Source organism: Phenylobacterium sp., assembly GCF_019636135.1.
Classification (GTDB): Bacteria; Pseudomonadota; Alphaproteobacteria; order Caulobacterales; family Caulobacteraceae; genus Phenylobacterium.
This window is the reverse complement of the sequence record NZ_JAHBYD010000013.1, coordinates 92,599-114,851: the sequence shown is the minus strand read 5'-3', so window position 1 is coordinate 114,851 and position 22,253 is coordinate 92,599. Positions and strand designations below refer to the sequence as shown.

Here is a 22,253-nt window from a genome sequence, read left to right as displayed (position 1 = left end):
TTTGCGTGAGAGGCGCGCGAGACTTTTGACCACGACCACGCAAGCGGCCCCCGCGGGCCTGATCCTGGGCGCGGGCCCGGAGTCGGGCGACGTGCGCATCTGGGGCATGAGCGCCGCCGAGCGCCTGCGCCGGATCTTCCGGCGCGTGGGCGTCGCCGCCGCGGACCGGGCCCCCGCCTCGGGCACGGTCGTCGTCGCGCTGGGCGGCTGGGTCTACGACGAAAGCCTGATCCGCACGCTGGCGCAGCGCCCCGGCTCGGTGCTGCTCGCCGACGACGGCCAGGCCGTCGCCGCCCACGTACACGCCGAGCGCGCCGCCGAGGCCTCCGCGGCGATCGAACGGGGCGCCGACCCCGGCGGCCTGACGCGCCTGTCGCCGGCCGAGCTCAGCTACAACCCCGAACTGCGCAAGCGCGAGGACCCGATCCTCCTCCGTCTCACCCGCGACAACGTCCGCGCCGTGGAGGCCCGCACGTTCAAGGGCTCGTACAAGGGCGTCACCGACCTCGTCACCAAGCACGTCTGGCCGGTCCCGGCCCGCATCGTCACCCGCTGGTGCGCGAGCGCGCGCCTGACGCCCAACATGGTGACCTTCGTGGGCTTCCTGGGCGTGCTGGGCGCCCAGTACTTCTTCTGGAACGGCGCCTTCGGCCTGGGGCTGATCTGCGCCTGGATCATGACCTTCCTCGACACCGTCGACGGCAAGCTGGCGCGCGTCACCATGACCAGCTCGAAGATCGGCAACGTCTTCGACCATGGCATCGACCTGATCCACCCGCCGTTCTGGTGGTGGGCCTGGTACGTCGGCGCCTTCCATCCCGGGAACCCGCCGCCGGCGTCCTGGTACGTCCAGTGGATCCACCTCAGCCCGCTGCCGCTGGCCGAGCTGGCGCTGGCCGTCATCCTGATCGGCTATGTCGTCCAGCGGGTCGAGGAGGGGATCTTCATGCGCGCCTTCGGCATGCACGTGCATGCCTGGCGGCCCTTCGACAGCTTCTTCCGCCAGATCACCGCGCGGCGGAATCCGAACCTGCTGATCCTCACGCCGGCCTGGGCCCTGGGCCGGCCCGACGTCGGCTTCTACCTGGTGGCGATCTGGACCGCGCTCAGCCTCGCGGTCCACACCGCCCAACTGGCCCAGGCCTTCGCCACGCCGCGCGAGCGCGTGGTCTCCTGGCTCTCGCGTTGATCCGCGCGGGCGTCATCTGGAACCAGAAGAGCCACCGCAACCGGGGCGGCGACGTCGCCCCGCTGCCCGGAGTCGTCGTCGAGGTGGCGCCCGAGGAGCCCGCCGAGCTGTTCGCCAGCCTCCGCCGCTTCGCGGAGCACGGCGTCGACCTCGTGGTCGTCGATGGCGGCGACGGCACCATCCGCGAGGTGATCACCCGCCTGCCGGAGGCCTACAGGGAGGCCCAAGGGGGCCGCCTGCCGCGCCTCGCCATCGTGCCCAACGGCAAGACCAATGCGCTGGCCCTCGACATCGGGTCGCCGCTGGGCACGACGCTGGAGCAGCTCCTGGCCGCCGCCGAGGCCGGCCGCCCCACCAAGCGCCGCCGGTGCCTGGAGATCGTCCGCGCCGGGCAACCCGCGCCCGAGCGCCGCGGCTTCCTGTTCGGCACGGGCGCCTTCGTCCGCGCCACCGAGCTGGCCCAGAAGCACCACAGCATCGGCCTCTTCGACGACGCCGCCATCGCCGTCACCATCGTCCAGGCCGCCGTCGGCGCCCTGTTCGGCGGCTCCGCGAACGCCTGGCGCCAGGGGGAGGCCGTCGAGGTCTCGTTCGACCCGGCCCCGCGGTGGTTCCTGACCATCGCGTCGACGCTCAAGCGCTTCCCGCTGGGCCTGAAGCCGTTCGGCGAGCCGCGCGAGGGCCTGAAGACGATCTCGGTGCAGGCGCCGCCGCGCCGCCTCCACCGGGCCCTGCCGGTGATCCTCGGCGGCCGCGACGCGCCCTGGCTGGCCGAGGCGGGCTACCGCCGAGACGACCTGACCGCGTTCGACATGAGCTGGTCCGGCGACTTCGTCCTCGACGGCGAGATCTACGGGGGCGGCGAGCTCACCGTGCGCCAGGGGCCCGAGCTGGAGTTCGTGATCCCGTGAGCGCGCTGGGCGCCCTCGTGGAGGCTGAGCTGGCGAGCCCCGCGCCCGACGCCGTCGTCCGCCTCGCCGCCGCGCTCGCCGACCCGGCGACCGACGCCGCGGTGCTCTACTACGGCTCGACGCTGCGGACCGGGGACCTGACCGGCGTCCTCGACTTCTACCGCCTGACGAAGCGCCCGCACCGCCGCGGCCTGCGCGGCCTCGCGGAGCGCGTGCTCTGGCCCGAGGTCAGCTACCACGAGGTCGGCGGCCTGAAGGCCAAGGTGGCCACCCTGCCGCTCGCGACCTTCGCGAAGGCCGCCGCCGGCCGCACCCTCGACACCACCGTCTGGGCCCGCTTCGTCCAGCCCTGCCAGCGCGTCTGGTCCGCCGACGCCGCCTCCGCCGCGGCCGCCCGCGACGCCGTCGCCGCCGCCGTCGCCACCGCCAGCCGCTTCGCCGCCCGGCTCGGCCCCCGCCGTGGCCGCCCCGCCGACTTCTGGTCCGCCCTCTTCCGCAGGACCTACGCCGCCGAGTTCCGCGTGGAGGCCGCCGACCGCGCCGACACGGTGATGGCCCACGACGCCGGGCGCTACGACGCCGTCCTGCCGCTGGCCTGGACCGCCGGCGGCGTCCGCTTCGAGCGGGCCGGGGACGTGCTTGCGCCCGCGAAGCGGGGCCTGCCCGGCTGGACGCTGCCCAGCCTCGCCGGCAAGCCGCTCAACATCGCCCGCATCCTGAAGGCCGCCTTCACCTTCGACGGAGCCGCCCGCTACGCCGCCTACAAGATCGCCCGCCACACCGGCGTCGAGATCGAGGTCACCCCCTGGCGCGAGCGCCACCCGTTCCTGGCCGCCCCCGGCGCCTGGCTGGAACTGCGCCGCCGCCGGAGCGCGCGCAGCCGCTGACGGCGGCCCCTTCGCCTCGCCACGTCGCGGGGAACCAAAATCGGGGCGGGCCGTTTGCGCCTGCAAGGAGGGGGGACGCACCGCTGGCCGGTTCGCGCCCTGGCGCCCGTCCCGGCCCGGCTGGCGCGCTTCGGCGACCGTCGGACGGACCGGCCGCCAGCGCTTCGGTGTCCTTGCATCTTCGCAGGTAAGGCCGCTAGGCAGGCGCGGTCTCAGTTTTGTCAGGGCGTCGATGCCGCAGTCCCGTTCCAGCCTCGCCTCGCAGTTCGGATCGCGCGTCGACGTGTGGACGACGCTCGGCCTCGTGGTGGTGCTGACCTTCTTCCTGGTCAGCGGCTCGATCTCGTACCTGAACGTCATGGCGCTGCAGGAGAACAACGCCCGGATCCGCCATTCGCACGAAGTGATCGTGGCCCTGGACGACCTGCTCTCGACCATCCAGGACGCCGAGACGGGCCAGCGCGGCTACCTGCTGACCGGCAACGACCGCTACCTCGAGCCCTACCGCCGCGCGGCCGCGGAGGCGGAGTCGAGCATGGAGGCGGTGGCGTCGCTGACGGCCGACAACGCGGTCCAGCAGACCAACGTCGCGCAGCTCAAGCGCAACATCGCCTCCAAGCTCGCCGAGCTGAAGGAGACCATCGACCTGCGCCAGGCGCGGGGCGCGGCCGCCGCCCAGGCGGTGGTGGACACCGACCGCGGCAAGGTCGAGATGGAGGCCATCCGCACGCGCCTGGAGGTGATGCGGCGCGAGGAACAGCGCCTGCGGGTGATCCGCGTCGGCGACATGCAGGCGTCGCAGAGCTCGGCGGTGCTGAGCAGCCTGCTGTCGGGCCTGCTGGGCGCGTTGCTGACCGTGATCGTGTTCGGCCTGATCCGCCGCAACGCCCGCGCCCGGGCCCGGCAGGAATGGCTGCAGGCCGGCCAGGTCCAGCTCGGCGCCTCGATGATGGGCGACAAGTCGGTCGAGCAACTGGCGGACGGCATCCTGGCGTTCCTCGCGCGCTACGTCGGCTCCCAGGCCGGCGCGGTGTTCAAGAGCGACGGCGACGACTTCCGCCGGGTCGCGACCCTGGGCGTGCCCGCCGACGCCGCCATCCCGGAGCAGTTCGGCCTGAAGGAAGGGCTGCTGGGCCAGGTGGCGGCCGAGGGACGGGCCCTCGTGATCCACGACCTCCCGGAAGGCTATCTGACCGTCGGCTCGGCGCTCGGGCGCGACAGGCCGCGCCACCTGGTGATCGCGCCGGCCACCGCCGACGACGTGGTCAACGGCGTGATCGAGATCGGCTTCCTGCACCCCGTCGACGAGCAGGTGCTGGAGCTCCTGGCCCGCAGCGCCCCGGCCATCGGCATCGCGCTGCGCTCGGCGCGCTATCGCACCCAACTGCAGGACGCCCTGGAGGAGACCCAGCGGCAGTCCGAGGAACTCCAGGTGCAGAGCGAGGAGCTGCGGGTCTCCAACGAGGAGCTGGAGGAACAGGGCCGGGCCCTGAAGGAGCAGCAGGTCCGCCTGGAGCAGCAGCAGGTCGAGCTGGAGCAGACCAACAGCCAGCTCGAGGAACAGGCGCAGACGCTGGAGGCCCAGCGCGACGAGCTGGAGCGCACCACGGCGGCCATCGAGCTGAAGGCCAGCGAGCTGGAGCAGGCCAGCCAGTATAAGACCGACTTCCTCGCCAACATGTCCCACGAACTCAGGACGCCGCTGAACTCGCTGCTGATCCTGTCGAAGCTGCTGGGCGACAACGGCGAGGGCAACCTCACGGACGACCAGATCAAGTATGCGCGGACGATCCAGTCGTCGGGCGAGGACCTCCTGATCCTGATCAACGACATCCTGGACCTGTCGAAGATCGAGGCGGGCCAGCTTCAGATCCAGTCCGAGACCCTGCCGGTCAGCCGGCTGACCAACGACATCAGGAACGTCTTCCAGCCGGTCGCCGAGGCGCGCGGGCTGGCCTTCGGGATCGCCGTCGCCGACGACGTGCCGGGCGCCATCGAAACCGACCGCCAGCGGCTGGAGCAGATCCTCAAGAACCTGCTCTCCAACGCCTTCAAGTTCACCGAGACGGGCCGCGTGGAGCTGTCGATCCGCCGCAGGGGCGCCGACGAGCTGGCGCTGGCGGTGAAGGACACCGGCATCGGCATCTCCCCCGAGCAGCAGCAGAGCATCTTCGAGGCGTTCCGGCAGGCCGACGGCGCCATCAGCCGCCGCTACGGCGGGACGGGCCTGGGGCTGTCGATCTCGCGCGAGCTCGGCCGGCTGCTGGGCGGGGCCATCTCGCTGGAAAGCACGCCGGGCGAGGGCAGCACCTTCACCTTGGCGATCCCGCTGGTCTACGACCCCGCCGAGGTCGCGCCGCGGGACGCGCCGGCCGCCCTGTCGCCCTCGCCCCCCGCCGAGGCGTCCCGCATGCGACGGCCGTCCCCCGCGCCCAGGGTGGCCGACGACCGCGACGACCTGAGCGACGCGCGCCGCCTGCTGCTGGTCATCGAGGACGATCCGGCGTTCGCCGGCATCGTGTGCGACCTGTCGCGCGAGCTCGGCTTCCAATGCCTGGTCGCCGGCACCGCCGAGGAGGCGCTGGGGCTCGCCGCGCAGTTCAAGCCGCACGCGATCGTGCTGGACGTGGGCCTCCCGGACCAGTCCGGCCTCACGGTCCTCGACCGCCTCAAGCGCGACGAGGCGACCCGGCACATCCCGATCCACGTGGTCTCGGGCTCTGACCACAGCCAGACCGCGCTGTCGCTGGGCGCCGTCGGCTACCTCGTGAAGCCGGTCCCGCGCGAGAAGCTGTCCGAGGTGCTCCAGGGCCTCGAGTCGCAGCTCACGCGGACCATGCGCCGCGTGCTGATCGTGGAGGACGACGAGGTCCAGCGCGACGCGGTGAGCCGCCTGCTCGCCACCGGCGACGTCCAGGCCGTGGGCGTCGGCACCGCCGCGGAGTGCCTGGAGAAGCTGAAGGCCGAGACCTTCGACTGCATGGTGCTGGACCTGTCGCTGCCGGACGCCTCGGGCTTCTCGCTGCTGGAGACGCTCAGCCAGGGCGACCAGGCCTTCCCGCCGGTCATCGTCTACACCGGCCACGACCTCTCGGCCGACGACGAGCAGCGCCTGCGCCGCTACTCCCACTCGATCATCATCAAGGGCGCGAAGTCGCCGGAGCGCCTCCTCGACGAGGTCTCGCTCTTCCTGCACCAGGTGGTGTCCGAACTGCCGCCCGAGCAGCAGAGGATGATCCGCAAGGCGCGCAACCGCGACTCGGTGCTGGAGGGCCGCCGCATCCTCGTCGTGGAGGACGACGTGCGGAACATCTACTCGCTGACCAGTGTGCTCGAGCCCCGCGGCGCTTCGGTGCAGATCGCGCGCAACGGCCAGGAGGCGCTGGACGCCCTGGCGCAGTCCGACGAGGACGGGGCCCCGGCGATCGATCTCGTGCTCATGGACGTCATGATGCCGGTGATGGACGGCCTGGAGGCCACGCGGCGGATCCGGAACGATGACCGCTGGGCCGACCTTCCCATCGTGATGCTGACCGCCAAGGCCATGCCGGACGACCAGGAGCGTTGCCTCGAGGCCGGCGCCAACGACTACATGGCCAAGCCGATCGACGTGGACCGGCTCCTCTCCCTCGTGCGGGTCTGGATGCCGCGGTGAGCCCGGTGGTGCGCGGCAACGTCGAGGACCTGGAGATCCGGCTGCTGCTGGACGCGCTGTTCCATCGCTATCACTACGATTTCCGCAACTACGCCCGCGCCTCGATCAAGCGGCGCCTCGTGCAGGCCCGCGACCAGCTCGGCTTCGCGAGCCTCTCGGCGATGCAGGAGAGCCTGCTGCACGATCCCGCCACCCTGGGCCGGCTCCTGGGCTACCTCACGGTCCAGGTCAGCGAGATGTTCCGCGATCCCGGCTACTTCCGCGCGCTCCGCGAGAGGGTGCTGCCGCACCTGAAGACCTATCCGTCGCTCAAGGTCTGGGTCGCCGGCTGCAGCCACGGGGAGGAGGTCTATTCGCTGGCCATCCTGTTCCGCGAGGAGGGGCTGGAGGAGCGGACGATCTTCTACGCCACCGACATCAACCCGGCCGCGCTCAAGGCGGCGGAGGCGGGCGTCTACCCGCTGGACCAGGTCAAGAAGTTCACGACGAACCACCAGAAGTCGGGCGGCCGATCCTCGCTTTCGGACTACTACACCGCCGACTACGGCCGCGCGATCTTCGACAAGTCGCTCCGCAGCCGGGTCGTGTTCTCCGACCACAGCCTGGTGACCGACGCGGTGTTCGGCGAGATGCACCTGATCTCGTGCCGCAACGTGCTGATCTACTTCGACCGCGCGCTGCAGGACCGCGCCATCGGCCTCTTCCGTGACTCCCTGGCCCGCAAGGGCTTCCTGGGCCTGGGCTCGAAGGAGAGCCTGCGCTTCTCCAGCCACGCGGGCGCGTTCACCGACTTCGTGCGCGAGGAGAAGATCTACCAGAGGCAGGACGCATGAGGGGCGGCCTCGAAAGGGCGGTCGCGATCGGCGGCTCGGCGGGCGCCGTCCAGGCGCTCCTGAAGATCCTGCCGGCGCTGCCCGCCGACTATCCGCACCCGGTGCTGGTGGTGGTCCACGTCCCGGCCGGCCGGGACAACGCGCTGGTTCCGCTGTTCCAGGCCCGCGCGAAGGTCGCGGTGAAGGAGGCCGAGGACAAGGAGCCGGCCCAGCCGGGCTTCGTCTATTTCGCCCCGGCCGACTACCATCTGCTGGTCGAGGCCGACGAGACCCTCTCGCTGTCCTCGGATGAGCCTGTGAACATGTCCCGCCCGGCCATCGACGTCCTGTTCGAAAGCGCCGCCGACGCCTTCGGTGCGCGCCTGACCGCCGTCGTGCTGACCGGCGCCAACGCCGACGGCGCCGAGGGCCTGCGCGCCGTCGTCGCCGCGGGCGGCGAGGCGCTGGTCGAGGATCCGGCGGACGCCTACGCGCCCGCCATGCCCGAGGCGGCGCTGAAGGCCGGCCGCGGCGCCAGATGCATGAGCCTGGAGGCCATCGCCTCGCACCTGCTGAAGCTGGGGACGGCATGAACGGCGTGGGCGACCCGATCCACTTCCTGCTGGTCGACGACCTGCAGGAGAACCTGCTGGCCCTGGAGGCGCTCTTGCAGCGCGAGGGGCTGGCCTGCCTGAAGGCCCGCTCGGGCGACGAGGCGCTGGAGCTGCTGCTGACCCACGACGTGGCGCTGGCGCTGCTCGACGTGCAGATGCCGGGCATGGACGGCTACCAGCTCGCCGAGTTCATGCGCGGCGCCGAGGTCTCGCGCCATGTGCCGATCATCTTCCTGACCGCCGGGGTGGCCGACCGCCAGCGGCGGTTCCGCGGCTACGAGGCGGGCGCCGTCGACTTCCTGCAGAAGCCGATCGAAGCCGACATCCTGCGCAGCAAGGCCAACGTCTTCTTCGACCTGCACCAGCAGCGCCGCCAGATCATCGCCCAGCGCGACGAACTGGAGGCCCTCGCCGAGGCGCTGACGACGGCCGACCGCAACAAGAACGAGTTCCTCGCCGTCCTCGGCCACGAGATCCGCAACCCGGTGATGGCGCTGAGCGCCGGCCTGCATTTCCTGCGCCGGCCCCGGGATCCGCAGAAGGTCGGCGAGATCCATGGCCAGATGGAACGCCAGGTGGCCCACCTGACGCGCCTGGTCGACGACATGCTCGACATCTCCCGCATCGACCAGGGCAAGATCTCGCTGCGGAAGGACCGGGTGTCGCTGCGGACCGTCCTCGAGTTCGCGGTGGAGGCCAGCCGGCCGCAGATCGACGCCGCGCGCCATGCGTTCAGCATCGACATCCCGGCCGAGCCGGTGGCCCTCCACGCCGACCCCACGCGCCTCGCGCAGGTGGTCAGCAACCTCCTCAACAACGCCGCCCGCTACACCCCGGCGGGCGGGCGCATCACGCTGGCGGCGCGCGTGGTCGACGGCGTCGCCGAAGTGGACGTCACCGACACCGGCATCGGCATCCCGCCGGCCATGCAGTCGAAGATCTTCGACCTGTTCGCCCAGGTGAAGAGCCCCACCGAGCGCGCGCAGGAAGGCCTGGGCATCGGCCTGGCGCTCGGCAAGCAGCTCATGGAGCTGCACGGCGGCGCCATAGGGCTGGCCGCCAGCGAGCCCGGCCGGGGCAGCACCTTCCGGCTGCGCATGCCCGTGCTCCAGGACTGAACGGCCGCACGCGACCGGAACCAGCTTGGCCATGAGGGGTTTCTGTGGTCACCGCCACCCGTGGAGTTCCCCATGCGCTACCCCGTGATCGCCGCCGGCATCGCCGCCCTGACCCTCATCCCCTCGCTCGCCGCCGCGCAGCAGACCTGCGAGGAGCGTCGCGCCAACCGCACTGCGGGCACGGTCGTGGGCGGGGTGCTGGGCGCGCTCGCCGGCAGCGCCGTCGCCGGCAAGGGCGACCGCACCGAAGGCGCCGTCATCGGCGGCGTCGGCGGCGCCGTGATCGGCAACCAGGTGTCCAAGGGCTCCGGCGACTGCCGCCGCGCCTACGGCTACTACGACAACAACAACACCTGGCACGCGACCGACGTCGACCGCGCCTACGCGGAGGGCTACTACGACCGCAACGGCGACTGGATCGCCGGCGCGCCCCCGGCCGGCGGCTGGGACCGCGACGGCCGCTGGGCCATGAACGCCGGCGGCTACGGCGCGCAAGCCAGCTATCGCACGCGCTCCGACTGGCGCGACGCCCCGACGGACATCCGCGCCCGCAGCACCTGGCTGGAGCAGCGCATCGTGCGCAGCCGCAACTCCGGCGCCCTCTCGCGCCGCGAGGCCCAGCGCGCCATGGCCATCCTGCAGGACATCCGCCGCGAGGAGCGCGGCTACATGCGCGACGGCCGGCTCAGCGCCCGCGAGAGCGACACTCTCATGGCCCGCCTCGACGCCCTCAACGCCCAGATCCGCTGGGACCGCCGCGACTAGGGCGTCCCCGCGACGGGCGGCCCGATGCCCGGGCGGCGTTTCCCGCGAAAGGCGAGTCGGGCGCCGGCTGTTTTCGCGCATGGGTTGACATGCGGCCCGCATCGCGGCGCTTTAGGGCGTCGGGTCGAGTGCGGGGCAGAGGCGAGCATGAGTTTTGCGGCGGCCGGCGGGCCGGGGTCTTCTGCGTTTCCGTTGTCCGGCGGCCGGCGAGGCGGCGACGTCCTGCGCGATGCGCGGGTGTTCGTCGTCGAGGACGAATTCATCGTCGCGGCCCTGCTGGAGGACCGGCTGCGGTCGCTGGGCTGCGACGTCGTCGGCCCGGCCGCGACGGTTTCGGAGGCCCTGGAACGGCTGGCCGTGGAGCCCGTCGACGTGGCGGTGCTGGACGTGAACATCGCCGGCGAGAAGGTCTTCCCGGTCGCCGACGCCCTGGAGGCGCGGGGGATCCCCTTCATCTTCGCGACCGCCTACGGCGCCTCGGGCCTCAACGACCGCCACGGCGGGACGTCGGTGCTGGACAAGCCCTACCAGGAACGCGCCCTCGAACACGCGCTCCGCGCCGCCCTGCAGGGCCGGCGTCGCTGACGCGACACTCTCCGCTCGTTCCAAGCGGTACGGATTGATTCATGAACCGCAGAGATCGCGGAGACCCGCGGAGAGGTCGCGGATGCACCGGAATCCTCTGCGAATCTCCGCGATCTCTGCGGTTCGACCGACGGCCATGGCGTCATGCGCGGGGGGCGAGCTGCTCAGACCCTACGATCTGACAAGACCACCGTCGGCCATGGCGCCGGCCAGGGCGTAGCAATGCCCGATCGTGCCGGAACTGCTGATCAGATCGACGCGGAGAGGCGTGTCCGCACCGACGTCGATCCGGGGAAACGCCCATGCCACCGCGATGTTCGGCGCGCCCGGAAAGTATTTCATCACCGCGTGGTTGTCGGGGGTGGGGACCGCCGAGGCGACAGGCCGGCCGTCGACGAAGAGTTCAGCCCGGACGATCTGACAACCCGTATTCGAATCCAGGCCCCAGCCGACCCAGCAATCCGCCGGCGGCTGTCCGACGAAGCCGCCGATCGGCACGATGGTGATGTCGTGGCTCTGCGCGCCGAGCCTGGCCTTGGGCACGACGTACAAGTCCTGACTCTCGAACAAGGCCCGCGGATAGCGTCGCAGGTTCCGCGCCGCATCGTCTCCACATGCCGAGGCGATCGCCGCCGTCACATATTCGACCGTGACGTAGCTCATGCCATAGATGGCAGGATCAAGCGTCTGGCTCTCGCTCCACAGCCCGTAGCCGATCCCGGCCGCGCCGATCGGTTGGTCGCCCGGCGCGAAGCTCGCGTCGTGGACGGAGAAGGCCAGGAGTCCTTCAGGCGAAACGAGATCGTAGAGGCGCGCGAGCCAGCGCTGAAACAGGCCATCGGGAAGATGGGAGAAGACCGAGGCGGCGAAGACCACCTCATGCTCCTGTTCGAGGGCGAAGCGGTCGGGATCGGAGACCGAGACCAGGCCATTCACGCCGAAGGTCTCGGCCTGCCAGGCTACCGCTTCGGCGTAGATGTCGCAGGCCCATATCCGCCGGGGCTCGACCCGATGGACCAGTGCGCGCGTGAGCCGCCCGTATCCGGACCCGAAGTCAAGCGCCCGCCGGATCTGCCCGAACCCGCCGATGGACTCCGCGAGTCGCCCATACACGTCGAACGTCCGCAGCGCGGATTCGATATAGCGGTAGACGGCCGCCCCTGGCCGCCCCGGATAACCCGGCAGCACGCCACGATTGAACATCTCGTCCTGAGGCGGGATGTCGAGATGGAACGTTTCCGGCTGGAATCCCGCCCGGCGCAGGCGGTCGCGGACGAAGCCTTGATACGCAGGTTTCAGATCGGCGAATTGCATGCGGGCAGCCTAGCAGGACCGACCCGCCCCAGCCCCCTCTGCGCCACGTCCAGAGGGGGGAGGCCCCCAACGCGCGGTTGCCGTCGCTACGCCGACGCTCGCCTGGCGCGCTGGAGGAGGCCGTATTCCAGGCCCAATTCTTCGAAGATCGCCAGCACCTCGTCGAGCTGTTCGGCGGTGTGGGCCGCGCTGACGGAGGAGCGGAGCAGGGACTTGTTCTCCGGCGTGGCCGGCGGGATGGCGAGGTTGAGGTAGACGCCCTTGGCCAGCAGCGCGTTCCACATCATCACCGCGGTGGCCTGGTCGGGCATCACGACGGCGGTGATCGGGCTGGCGTGGGGACCCACCGCGTAGCCCATGTCGCGCAGGCCGTCGTAGAGGCGGTCGGCGTTGGCGGCGAGGCGGGTGCGCAGGCTGGAATCCTCCTCCAGCCGCTTCAGCGCCGTGAGCGTCGAGGCGATGACCGCCGGCGGCAGCGAGGCGGTGAACATGTAGGGCCGGCTGACGATGCGCAGCAGGTCGAAGTTGTCCTCGTCCGAGACCAGGAAGCCGCCCACGGCGCCCAGGCTCTTGGAGAAGGTGCCGACGATGAAGTCGACGTCGGCCTCGACGCCGGCGGCCTCGGCCAGGCCGCGGCCCTTCGCGCCCAGCACGCCCATCGAATGGGCCTCGTCCACCAGCAGGTAGGCGCCGGCTTCCTTCTTGATCGCCACCATCTCCTTCAGCGGCGCCACGTCGCCGATCATGGAGTAGATGCCCTCGACCACGATCAGGCTGCCCCTGGCGGCGTCGCCCATGCGGCGCAGGCGCTTGGCCAGGTCGTCGGGGTCGTTGTGGCGGAAGCGGATGACCTCGGCGCCCGAGAGCTTGGCCGCGTCGTAGATCGAGGCGTGGCTGTCGGCGTCCAGGATCAGGTGGTCGCCCCGGCCCACGAGGCCCGAGATGCCGCCCAGGTTGGCCTGGTAGCCGGTGGTGAACACCATGGCGTGCTTGCGGCCGTAGAACTTGGCCAGCGCCGTCTCCAGCGCCGTGTGGCCGGCGAAGGTGCCGTTGGCGAACCGCGAGCCGGTGGTGCCGGTGCCCCACTGCTTCACGGCGTCGGCCGACGCCTCGATGCAGTCCGGGTCGAACGTCAGGCCCAGGTAGTTGTTGGTGCCGAGCAGGATGACCTTGCGGCCGTCCAGCATGCCCTCGGTGGGGGAGAGCACGGCGTCGAATCGCACGGACGACGGATCGGCGCCCGCAGCGCGAATGCCGTCGAGCGGGGCGCGATAGCCCAGATGCTTGTCGAGGAGCCCCATCGTTAAGCCTTCACCCGCAGCTTGTTGATCAGATCGGAGAGATCGCCAACCGTCTGCACCGTCGCCAGACGATCGAGGGGAATCGAGAGATCGAACCGATCCTCAAGCTCCATGACGATGTTCATCAGCGCAAGCGAATCTACGGCCAGGTCCCGGGCGATGTCGGTCTCGGAGGTGACCTGGACGGTGCGGCCCAGAACCGTCTCGGCCGCTCGCGCGACCTCACGGACGGTCAGATCCGTCGCCAGTTCAACCATGCCTGAGCCCCCCACGGCCCGTTTCTTCGCTGCTTACGCCAGCCGCGTACCTAACCATGTCCGATTCCAATTTCTACCGCGGGAGCGGTCCTAGGTCACAAAACCGCAGCTAATGTTTCATCCATGCCGCACTGCGGTACCACGCCACCGTCATCGAAAAGCCGGCGGCGAGGTCGTAGCGGGCCGGCGCGAAGCCTTGTGTTTGTTCCGCCTGCGACACCGCCCAGTCCGGATGCAGCAGCTCCCGGGCCTTGGCCGACGTCAGCATGGGGGCCCCGCCCAGCAGCGCAGTGAAATCATTTGTGATTCCGATGGCGCGGACGATCGCGCCCGGCGCGCGCACGAACCGCGGCGTCCTGCCGCACGCGCGCGCCGCCTGGGCCATCAGCTCGCGCCAGGCGTAGCCGCCCGGCCGGTCGTCGCAGAGCGCGGTCACCCGGCCCTCGCACGGCGCCGCAGCAACCGCAGCCGTGCGGCGCGCCGCATCCTCGACGTGGATCATCGCCACCCGCGCCGTCTCCGAGAGCACCGGCAGCACCGGCAGCGCGTCGGCCGCCTGGAAGACAGGCAGCAACTCTCGGTCGCCGGGGCCGTAGATCGCGCACGGCCGCACCACCGACAGGCGCGGCCCCAGCACCGTGCGCATCGCCTCTTCGCCGGCCCGCTTGCTGGCGCTGTAGTGCGACAGCGAGGGTTCGCGCGCCGTCAGGCTCGACACCAGCACCGTGTGGGCCACGTCCCGGGCCGCCAGCGCCACCCGGTGCGCGCCCTCGACGTTCACCCGGTCGAACGCCGCCCGGTTCGCCCCCTTCACCACGCCGGCCGCATGGATCACCACGTCCGCGCCCTTCGCCAGCCGCGACAGCGCGGAGAGGTCGGCGAGGTCGCCCACCACCACCTCGGGGCAGGCGTCGCGCCACAGCGGGTCGATCGGGTCCTTCCGCGCCAGCACGCGCACCCGCCAGCCGTCGTCGGAGAGCACCTTCACGAGCTGCCGGCCAAGGAACCCCGTGGCGCCGGTCACGGCGACGAGCCTATCCACCTCCGCTCATCCCGGCGAATGCCGGGACCCAGATGGCAGGACTCAGCGCCCGGCGCTGCGGCCCAAGGCTGATCCCATCCGCCGACAGAGTTTGGATCTGGGTCCCGGCATTCGCCGGGATGAGCGGAAAGGTCAGGCCGGCTCCTCCTGCTTGAAGGCGCCGCTGAGGAACAGCGCCCGGGCCTTCGAGCGCGAGAGCTTGCCCGACGAGGTCTGGGGGAGGGCGTTGTGGCCCACCAGCTCGACCTGCGCCTCGACGCCGTGCCGCGCGCGCAGCACCGCCGCCACGTCGCTCACCAGCGCCGCGCGCACCGCCGCGTCGCCCGAGCGGGCCTGCACCAGCACCACCAGTGTCTCACCGGCGTCCTGGTCGACGGAGAAGGCCGCGACATCGCCGCTCTTCAGCTTCTCGACCTCGGATTCCGCCGTCCATTCAAGGTCCTGCGGCCAGACGTTGCGGCCGTTCAGCAGGATCAGGTCCTTGGCGCGGCCGGTCGGCACGATCTCGCCGTCGGTCAGGTAGCCGAGGTCGCCGGTGTCCAGCCAGCCGTCCGCCGACAGCACCGCCTCGGTCGCGGCCCGGTCGCCGAAATACTCGCGCATCAGGGACGGCCCGCGCACGAAGATGCGGCCCACCTGCTTTTCCGGCACGACCGCGCCGGCGGCGTTGCGGACCTCCAGCTCGTGGCCCGGGAAGATCGGCCCGCAGCGGACGAAGCCCCGCGCCCGCGCGCCGGCCCCCGTCACGATCGCGCCGTCTTTCTCCATCCGCGTCACGTCGACCTGGTCGAACACCAGCCCGCGGCCCAGCGGCGCCATGGTCAGCGCCAGCGTCGCCTCGGCCATGCCGTAGCTCGCCACATAGGCCGTCGCGCTGAAGCCCGCCGCCGCGAACCGCTCGGCGAACGCCGTCAGCGGCCCCGGCCGCACCATGTCGCCGCCGCACCCGGCCACGCGCCACTGGCCGAGCTTCAGGCCCTCGCGCGTGCCGTCGCCCCGCTTGGCGCAGAGCTCATAGCCGAACGAGGGGCTGTAGCTGATGGTCCCGCCGTTCTTCGACATCAGGTCGAGCCAGAGCAGCGGCCGGCGCACGAACGCCCCCGTGGGCATCAGGTCGATCGACATCTGCGCCGACAGCGGCATCAGCAGGAACCCGACCAGCCCCATGTCATGATAGAGCGGCAGCCACGAGATCGCCCGGTCGTCCGGCGTGACCTTCAGCCCGTGCATCGTCGCCGCGCCCGCATTGGCCATCAGCGCCGCATGGGTGCAGAGCACGCCGGTCGGATTGCGCGTGCTCCCTGAGGAGAACTGCACGTAGCAGGGGTCGTCCGCTTTCGGAGCTTCCAGGTCGACCGCAGCCGCGTCCGGCAGGTCCGCCACGCGGCCGGCGATCCCTGCGCCCGCGGCCTTCGCGGCCTCTTCCAGCCACGGCAGCATGCTCTCGGGCCCGAACACGGCGGCGGCCCTGGCCGACGTCAGCATCCGGCCGATCTGTTCCACATACGCCTCGCGTCCGCCCAGCGGGGCCGGCAGCGGCAGGGGCGCGGGCGTCAGCCGCGCGTACTGGCAGGCGAAGAAGGCGACCACGAAGTCGGCGTCGGTCTCGGCCACCAGGCCCACGCGGTCGTGCGTCTTCAGGCCCGCCGCCAGCAGGCGCGCGGCCATCGCCTGCGCCCTGGCGCGCAGCTCGCCGTAGGTCATCGCCGCGCTGAGCTCGCCGCGCAGCCCGTAGAGGTTGATCCCGGTCGGGCCGCCGGCCGCGAAGTCCAGCGCCTCGATCAGCGTCGCGAAGCCGTCCAGCCGGAAGGGCCGCTCAGGCGCGGTCGGCGTGGGGCTCGGCGCGGGAGGGGTCTCAGCAGTCAATCGTCGCCTTCCAACGTCTTCACGGTCGCCGGGGGCGGCGTCGCCGCCGCCGCCTCGCGATTCCCGTTCTCTCTGAGGATGAACCACAGCATGCCCAGGGCAAGGGCGCCGGCCGCCGCAGCCAGGCCGGCGCCCGCGCCTATAAGGCCGAACCGCGAAATGAGGAAGGGCAGGGCGCCCAGAAACACGACGCCGACCGCCAGGCGCACCCGCACCGCCGCCTCCGGCTTGCCGATGGAGATCAAGAGCGGCTCCAGCGGCAGCGCGCAGATCCCGATCACGGCGGCGGCCACCTGCCACGTCATCACGTCGCCCGCCGCGGCGAACGCGTCGCCCAGCACCGCGCCCAGCAGCGCGTCCCCGAACACCACCGTCGCCGTCATCAGGAGCAGCCCGACGCCGCCCGCCAGCAGGCCCACGTTGCGCGCCAGCCGCCACATGGCGTGGCTGTGGTCGTCGGCCCGCAGCCGCGCCAGCTCGGGATAGAGCGCCGGCGTCAGCAGCTTCGCGGGCTTGGCCATGGCGTCGGCCACCTGCCGGCCCACGCGCCAGAACGCCGCCTGCGTCGGCCCCGCCATCGCCCCCACCATCAGGGTCGCCGCGTGGGTGAACGCCACGTCCAGGGCCGCGGCGATGTTGGTGTTCCAGGCGAACCGCCAGATGCCGGGCATCCCCTCGGTCAGCGGCCCGCGCCACGACCAGCCCTCGGTCAGCCCGCGCCGCTTCAGCTCCGCGTAGGCCGAGCCCGCCAAGTAGAGCCAGCTCCCCAGCGTCGCCACGAAATAGGCCACGAGGAACCCCTCCAGCCCGGCCCCCAGCGCCCACGCCACCGCGCTCGCGACCAGCCGGATGAAGGCGATCAGCGCCGCCTGCCGCGCCATCACGTCGAACCGGTCGAACAGGCGCAGAAGCCCCGTCGGCGTCGCCGAGACCGTGAACACCGCCGTCACCATGAACAGCGCCGCCATCGGCGCCTCGGCCGCAGTCCACCCCAGATGCCCGGCGAACAGGAACGAGCCCACGACCCCGATCGCCAGCGCCAGCGCCGCGCTCGCCGCGTCCAGCACGCACGAGAACCGCACCACCCGCTGGAAATCGGCCGTCCGCCCCTCGGCCAGCGGGCGCGAGCCATAGTGCAGCACCGTCTGCCACGACTGGAACTCGACCACGTCGGCCAGGAACGCCACGAACGCCTGGATCAGCACCAGCACGCCCAGCACCGGCGCCCCCAGCGCCCGCGCCGCGATCGCCATCACGCCGATGCCCAGCAGCGCGTTGACGGTGCGGCCGCCCAGCAGCTTGCCCGCGTTCGCCACCACGCGCTTCAGGATCGGCCGCACGCCGGCGATCTGCTCCGCCTGGGAAGCCGTCATGGCGGCAAGGATACTCCTGGATTCGCCGCCCTGAACGCGACGCGCTGTCAGTATCGCGCCGGGCGGGGCGACGCCAAGCGGCGTTCGGGCGCGGCCCCGCCCGTTTTGCGCCCCGGACGCGCGGGAGCCATGGGCGCGACTGTCGCGTTTGGCGTGGGAGAGGATGCCGATGGCGAAGGACAAGTCGGACGCGCGCATGAGCGACGCCCAACTCGTGCGCGAGACCGCCGCGGCGCAGGCCGCGGCCGGCGGCGTGGCGCTGCTGATCGTCGACATGATCAACGACCTGGCCTTCGCGAGCGCGCCGGCGATGGCGGACGCGGCGCTGGAGGCCGCCCGGGTCGTCAAGGCCCTGCGCCGCGACGCCGACGCCGCGGGCGTGCCGGTGATCTACGTGAACGACAACTACGGGCAATGGCGTTCGGGCCGGGGCGGCATCCTCGCCCATTGCGAGCACGCCGGGGAGGGCGCGCGGACCCTGACGCGCCGCATCCGGCCGCGGAGCCGCGACTACTTCGTCGTGAAGCCGCAGGTGTCGGGCTTCTACGCCACCAGCCTGCCGGCCCTCCTGCCCCGCCTGGGCGTGAACCGGCTCATCCTGACCGGCCTCGCCACCGACATCTGCGTGCTGTTCACGGCCGCCGACGCCCACATGCGCGCCTACGACCTCTGGGTCCCCGAGGACGCCACCGCCGGCGGCAGTCCCGACCACAAGGCCTGGGCGCTCCAGATCATGCAGCGCAGCCTGGCGGCGGAAACGGCCTCGACCGCGCGCCTCAGCCTCGCCGCCTGGGTCGCCGCGGACCAGTAGGGTCCGGGCTCTCCACTGCGCTGCGGCCGGGATGACGGTCTATGCGCGCCGCCGCCCAGACGAAAACGCCCGCCGTGGCCGGCGGGCGTTCGCGTGTGGGTCGAGGCGCTGTCAGCGCTGGACGGGGGCGCCGCGGCCGCCGTCGTCGGTGGGGCGGGTGTCGTTCGGGTCTCGGGTGCGGCCGTCGCCGTCGGTGTCGATGCGCTGGCCGCTCTGGCCCTGGTTCTGGCCCTGCTGGTCGCGCTGTTGGTTCTGCTGGTTCGGCTGCTGCTGGGACGGGTTGTCCTGCTGCTGGTCGGGGCGGCGGCCTTGGTTGTCCATGTTGTTGTCCTGGCCCATCGTCATCTCCTTGTGGCTCCGGATCGGAGCAGGCGGGCAACCACGGGCGGGGAGCTTATGTTCCTATGTCGCCCGGCCGACCAGATGCCCCGGAGACGCCCGCTCCGGCGGCCCATTGTTTTTCTCGGAGACGACGGAACGCGCGCCCTTCAGGGGCATTGAACACGCAGGCTTCCCAACGCCCCCCGACAGGGAAGCCTGAGCCGGCCAGGTGTCCTCGCCAGAGGACCGCGCGCCGAGAAACGCCCCCAGGCTCCACACCTGGGGGCGTCTTCGTTCCTTGAACCGCGGAATACGCGGAATGACGCGGAAAGGAAGGAAGGCGGAAGGCCGTCCCCGGCGTGGCTGCGGCAGGGGCGCACTTCCGCGTCATTCCGCGGTTCGATCCATTGCGGCTTCGCCGCGTCCACAGTCCCGCCTATCATCCCCGGCGACGCTTGCCGCAGCCGGGGCGGCGTCGCCTTCGTATGTGAGAGAGCAGAGTAGGGGCCGCGCGATGTTCAAGAACCTTGCCCGGGTGGCGCTGATGGGCCTGGCGGCCGCGACCGCCGTCGCCGCGCCGGCGCAGGCCGAGATCCGCGCCCTCATCGTGGCCGTCTCGCACTACACCGCGCCGATCCCCTCGCTGGACGGCCCGCCGAACGACGCCAACGCGCTGAAGTCCGTGCTCCAGGCCCAGGGCGCCAAGGACATCGTCACCATCAACGACCAGGCCGCCACCCGCGCCAGCATCCGCTCGGCGCTGGAGGCCCTGGGCAAGCGCAGCAAGCCGGGCGACTGGGTGATCTTCTACTACGCCGGCCACGGCGCGCAGGCGAAGTCGAACGACCCCACCGAGACCGACGGCCTGGACGAGTTCATGGCGCTGTCGGGCTTCAGGGTCTCCAAGCCCGACCCCAACCAGTTCATCCTCGACGACGACCTGCGCGGCTGGCTGGTGAACTTCTTCCCGACCAGCGTGAACGTGCTGCAGATCGCCGACGCCTGCCACTCGGGCACCATGAACCGCGCGGTCGGCCCCAACGTGTTCAAGCGGCGCACCGCGCTCGACAACCCGATGGCGATCTCGCTGCCGCCCAGCCCGCCGGACCCGGCGGCCAAGGCGCCCTCGTCCGAGGACCCGCCGAACCTCGTCTACGTGGGCGCCGCCCAGGACGACCAGTTCGCGCTGGAAGGCCCGCTGCCCCGCGGCGACAGCCCGTCGCGCGGCCTGCTGACCTACGCCCTGGAAGGCGCGCTGCAGGAGCGCCGGCCCAACGGCCGCCTCGCCGCCGACCTCGACGACGACGGCCGCCTGTCGCTGGCCGAACTCGTGTCGTCGCTGGAGAGCCGCACGCGCGAGCTGTCCTCGACCCAGCAGTGGTCGTCCGCCGCCGTGCCGCCGCGCAACGAGCGCAGCGTGATCTTCCAGCCGCTGAAGCCGCCGCCCGCCGACGAGCGCCCGGTGGAGGTGAAGGCCGCCGACGACCAGGCCGCCGACCTGCTGGCCGGCAAGGGGCCCTGGGCCTCGATCCCGCGCGGCATCCCCGACCTCACCTGGAACGCCAAGGAGGGCTGGGTGACCGACAGCCGCGGCGACCGCGTGGCCGAGCAGGTGACCACCGACGAGCAGATGACCGGCGTCATCAACAAGCGCAAGGCCATCGGCCAGCTCGCGGGCTCGGCCAACGAGCGCGTGCTGCGCGTCGACGTGGGGCCGAAGCCGCGCGGCAAGCTCTACAGGAACGGCGAGAGCGTCGACCTGGCGGTGACCTACAGGGGCCCGGCCGCCTACCTCACCGCCTTCAACCTCGCCGGCGACGGCACGGTGCAGTTGCTCTACCCGCTGGACGGCGACGGGAACGGCCAGATGGCGGCCGGGCAGTCGCGCGTGGTCATGGCCCGCACCAAGGCGGTGAAGCCGTTCGGGGTCGACAACGTCGTGGCGATCTCCACGCCGTCAGAGCCCAGGGCGCTGCGCACGGCGCTGAGGCGCATCGACGGCCGCCGCGACGCCCTGGTCGCCGCCGGCCTCATCCGCGACGAGCTCGACGCGGGCAAGGGCCAGGCCGCCATGAGCCTGGGCGAGCTCTACACGGGGCCGTAGCCAGGCGACGGCGGCCTTGCGCCGACGCAGGGGGCGGGTTCAGCCCGGAGGCGTTCGTGTTGTTCGTGTGGTTCGTGGTTGAATCCATGCAGCGCCGACGCGCCCCGGCGTGCCTGAAGGTTCGCGCCGACACCGGCCCTTCCCCCAACCGCTCATCCCCGCGCATGCGGGGACCCAGGCTTGCTTCCTCTCACGGCGCGACCCATCCGCCGGGGCGGGCGGCACCGAGGGCGACGGCTGACCGCCCGGCGCGCCGCGGGCGTCCTGTTTTTCGAACCACGGACCACACGGACCACACGAACGTCTCCGGGATGAACCCGCCGCCGGACGCACCCACGGCCCGTTCGTGTGGTTCGTGTGGTTCGTGGTTGAATCCATGCGGCGCCGACGCTGGCCCTTCCCCCCCCTCCGCTCATCCTCGCGCATGCGGGGACCCAGGCTTGCTTCTGGCCCGCTACCAGCGCGCCGGGCGGTTCCAAGGGAAGTCTGGGTCCCCGCGTGCGCGGGGATGAGCGGGGGGGGGGGCGTCAGGCCCTGAGGGGGCGGCGGCGGAGCATCGCGCCGGCGGCGCCGAAGCCCAGGATCATCAGCGCCCAGGTCGAGGGTTCGGGGACGCCCTGGTTGGGGAGGAACGCGCCGTCGAAGCTGATGCTCGTGATCGAGCCGAAGAACCGAACGCTGTCGGAGCCGGGATATCCCCTGACGGTCGCTCCGGCGTCCTGCGTCCGTGCGGCGAAGTAGTCGGCGGGATCTGTAGAGGGCGAGCGCGGCCCACCCGTCGGGAGCCGCAGGAAATTTGTGGACAGGAGGAGGAGTTCGTCACCGGGGAGCGAAGGCGCGAAGTCCCCCCACAGGACTATCGTGTAGTTCGTCTGGATGGAGACGTTGTAGGCATAGGCCGCCTCCGCCGTGGTGGTGGTGCTGTCGAACGACAGGTCGCCCAGGGTGAAGGCCCAGGCCGAGGCGTCCCAATAGCCCTGTTGGCCGGGGTCCTCGAAGGTCATGGTGAAGGTCCATGCCATCGGCACGTCGTGGGCGAAGTCGGCATCCAGTTGGGGGGACAGGAGTCCGCTGCCGAGTTCCTTGGTGTCCATCGTGCCGCTCATCTGCACGGTGACCGCCGCTGCGGCCGGCCCGGCTATCGTGAGCGCGGCTGCCGCCGCCGCCATACTGAACCTGCGCATCGAAGCCTCCCCGTGAAGACGATCCGCTAACGAACGCTCCGTCGGCGCGCGGTCAAGTGGGCGCACGCGAGGGGCGAGCTTGTGCGCCGCGAACGAGCGGGCCGGGGTGTGCTCAGGGGGCGGGTTCAGCCCGGAGGCGTTCGT

General features: G+C 71.5%; 19 protein-coding genes. 11 read left to right on the top strand and 8 right to left on the bottom strand.

Annotated features, from left to right (window positions below; all coding sequences use genetic code 11):
• Positions 1-25: 25 nt before the first annotated feature.
• The 9 genes from KF737_RS11225 to KF737_RS11185 all read left to right on the top strand — a co-directional run bounded on the left by KF737_RS11225 (position 26) and on the right by KF737_RS11185 (position 10,536).
• The gene (locus KF737_RS11225; protein WP_296454440.1) at positions 26-1,189 is read left to right on the top strand and encodes a CDP-alcohol phosphatidyltransferase family protein; all 1,164 of its coding nucleotides are present in this window, start codon (positions 26-28) and stop codon (positions 1,187-1,189) included.
• Positions 1,186-2,100 (top strand): diacylglycerol kinase family protein, encoded by a 915-nt coding sequence (locus tag KF737_RS11220; protein WP_296454438.1) that lies wholly within the window; start codon positions 1,186-1,188, stop codon positions 2,098-2,100. The genes KF737_RS11225 and KF737_RS11220 overlap by 4 nt, the downstream gene beginning before the upstream one ends.
• Positions 2,097-2,987: a hypothetical protein gene (locus KF737_RS11215; RefSeq protein ID WP_296454436.1), complete on the top strand. Its 891-nt coding sequence runs from the start codon at positions 2,097-2,099 to the stop codon at positions 2,985-2,987. The genes KF737_RS11220 and KF737_RS11215 overlap by 4 nt, the downstream gene beginning before the upstream one ends.
• A 232-nt stretch (positions 2,988-3,219) precedes the next feature.
• Positions 3,220-6,642: a response regulator gene (locus KF737_RS11210; RefSeq protein WP_296454434.1), complete on the top strand. Its 3,423-nt coding sequence runs from the start codon at positions 3,220-3,222 to the stop codon at positions 6,640-6,642.
• Entirely contained in the window at positions 6,639-7,475 is an 837-nt protein-coding gene (locus tag KF737_RS11205; protein WP_296454432.1) for a CheR family methyltransferase, read from the top strand. Before KF737_RS11210 ends, KF737_RS11205 begins: the two co-directional genes overlap by 4 nt.
• Entirely contained in the window at positions 7,472-8,047 is a 576-nt protein-coding gene (locus tag KF737_RS11200) for a chemotaxis protein CheB (protein ID WP_296454430.1), read from the top strand. Before KF737_RS11205 ends, KF737_RS11200 begins: the two co-directional genes overlap by 4 nt.
• Positions 8,044-9,186: a hybrid sensor histidine kinase/response regulator gene (locus tag KF737_RS11195; RefSeq protein ID WP_296454429.1), complete on the top strand. Its 1,143-nt coding sequence runs from the start codon at positions 8,044-8,046 to the stop codon at positions 9,184-9,186. Before KF737_RS11200 ends, KF737_RS11195 begins: the two co-directional genes overlap by 4 nt.
• A gap of 72 nt (positions 9,187-9,258) precedes the next feature.
• The gene (locus tag KF737_RS11190; protein ID WP_296454427.1) at positions 9,259-9,951 is read left to right on the top strand and encodes a glycine zipper 2TM domain-containing protein; all 693 of its coding nucleotides are present in this window, start codon (positions 9,259-9,261) and stop codon (positions 9,949-9,951) included.
• A 147-nt stretch (positions 9,952-10,098) separates the two neighbouring features.
• Positions 10,099-10,536 (top strand): response regulator, encoded by a 438-nt coding sequence (locus tag KF737_RS11185; protein ID WP_367273225.1) that lies wholly within the window; start codon positions 10,099-10,101, stop codon positions 10,534-10,536.
• A gap of 171 nt (positions 10,537-10,707) precedes the next feature.
• Here KF737_RS11185 and KF737_RS11180 read toward each other — a convergent pair whose 3' ends face one another.
• From KF737_RS11180 to KF737_RS11155, 6 genes are all read right to left on the bottom strand, one after another.
• The gene (locus tag KF737_RS11180; RefSeq protein ID WP_296454425.1) at positions 10,708-11,850 is read right to left on the bottom strand and encodes a trans-aconitate 2-methyltransferase; all 1,143 of its coding nucleotides are present in this window, start codon (positions 11,848-11,850) and stop codon (positions 10,708-10,710) included.
• Between the two features lie 86 nt (positions 11,851-11,936).
• Complete coding sequence (locus KF737_RS11175; RefSeq protein ID WP_296454423.1) at positions 11,937-13,151, bottom strand: pyridoxal phosphate-dependent aminotransferase family protein; 1,215 nt, start codon at positions 13,149-13,151, stop codon at positions 11,937-11,939.
• Between the two features lie 2 nt (positions 13,152-13,153).
• Entirely contained in the window at positions 13,154-13,408 is a 255-nt protein-coding gene (locus KF737_RS11170; RefSeq protein WP_296454420.1) for an acyl carrier protein, read from the bottom strand.
• A gap of 109 nt (positions 13,409-13,517) precedes the next feature.
• The gene (locus KF737_RS11165) at positions 13,518-14,450 is read right to left on the bottom strand and encodes an NAD(P)-dependent oxidoreductase (protein ID WP_296454418.1); all 933 of its coding nucleotides are present in this window, start codon (positions 14,448-14,450) and stop codon (positions 13,518-13,520) included.
• 132 nt (positions 14,451-14,582) lie between these two features.
• The gene (locus KF737_RS11160; RefSeq protein ID WP_296454415.1) at positions 14,583-16,316 is read right to left on the bottom strand and encodes a fatty acyl-AMP ligase; all 1,734 of its coding nucleotides are present in this window, start codon (positions 16,314-16,316) and stop codon (positions 14,583-14,585) included.
• Entirely contained in the window at positions 16,313-17,689 is a 1,377-nt protein-coding gene (locus KF737_RS11155) for a lipopolysaccharide biosynthesis protein (protein WP_296454413.1), read from the bottom strand. Before KF737_RS11155 ends, KF737_RS11160 begins: the two co-directional genes overlap by 4 nt.
• Before the next feature lie 169 nt (positions 17,690-17,858).
• On the opposite strand from KF737_RS11155, the gene KF737_RS11150 reads away from it, so the two are divergent.
• On the top strand, positions 17,859-18,500 hold the full coding sequence (locus KF737_RS11150) for a cysteine hydrolase family protein (RefSeq protein WP_296454411.1): 642 nt from the start codon (positions 17,859-17,861) through the stop codon (positions 18,498-18,500).
• 111 nt (positions 18,501-18,611) lie between these two features.
• Here KF737_RS11150 and KF737_RS11145 read toward each other — a convergent pair whose 3' ends face one another.
• Positions 18,612-18,839 carry a hypothetical protein gene (locus tag KF737_RS11145; RefSeq protein ID WP_296454409.1) on the bottom strand — a complete coding sequence of 76 codons (228 nt, stop codon included), beginning with the start codon at positions 18,837-18,839 and terminating at the stop codon, positions 18,612-18,614.
• A gap of 496 nt (positions 18,840-19,335) precedes the next feature.
• On the opposite strand from KF737_RS11145, the gene KF737_RS11140 reads away from it, so the two are divergent.
• Positions 19,336-20,925 carry a caspase family protein gene (locus tag KF737_RS11140; RefSeq protein ID WP_296454405.1) on the top strand — a complete coding sequence of 530 codons (1,590 nt, stop codon included), beginning with the start codon at positions 19,336-19,338 and terminating at the stop codon, positions 20,923-20,925.
• Between the two features lie 527 nt (positions 20,926-21,452).
• Here KF737_RS11140 and KF737_RS11135 read toward each other — a convergent pair.
• Entirely contained in the window at positions 21,453-22,109 is a 657-nt protein-coding gene (locus KF737_RS11135) for a PEPxxWA-CTERM sorting domain-containing protein (RefSeq protein WP_296454403.1), read from the bottom strand.
• Positions 22,110-22,253: the final 144 nt, after the last annotated feature.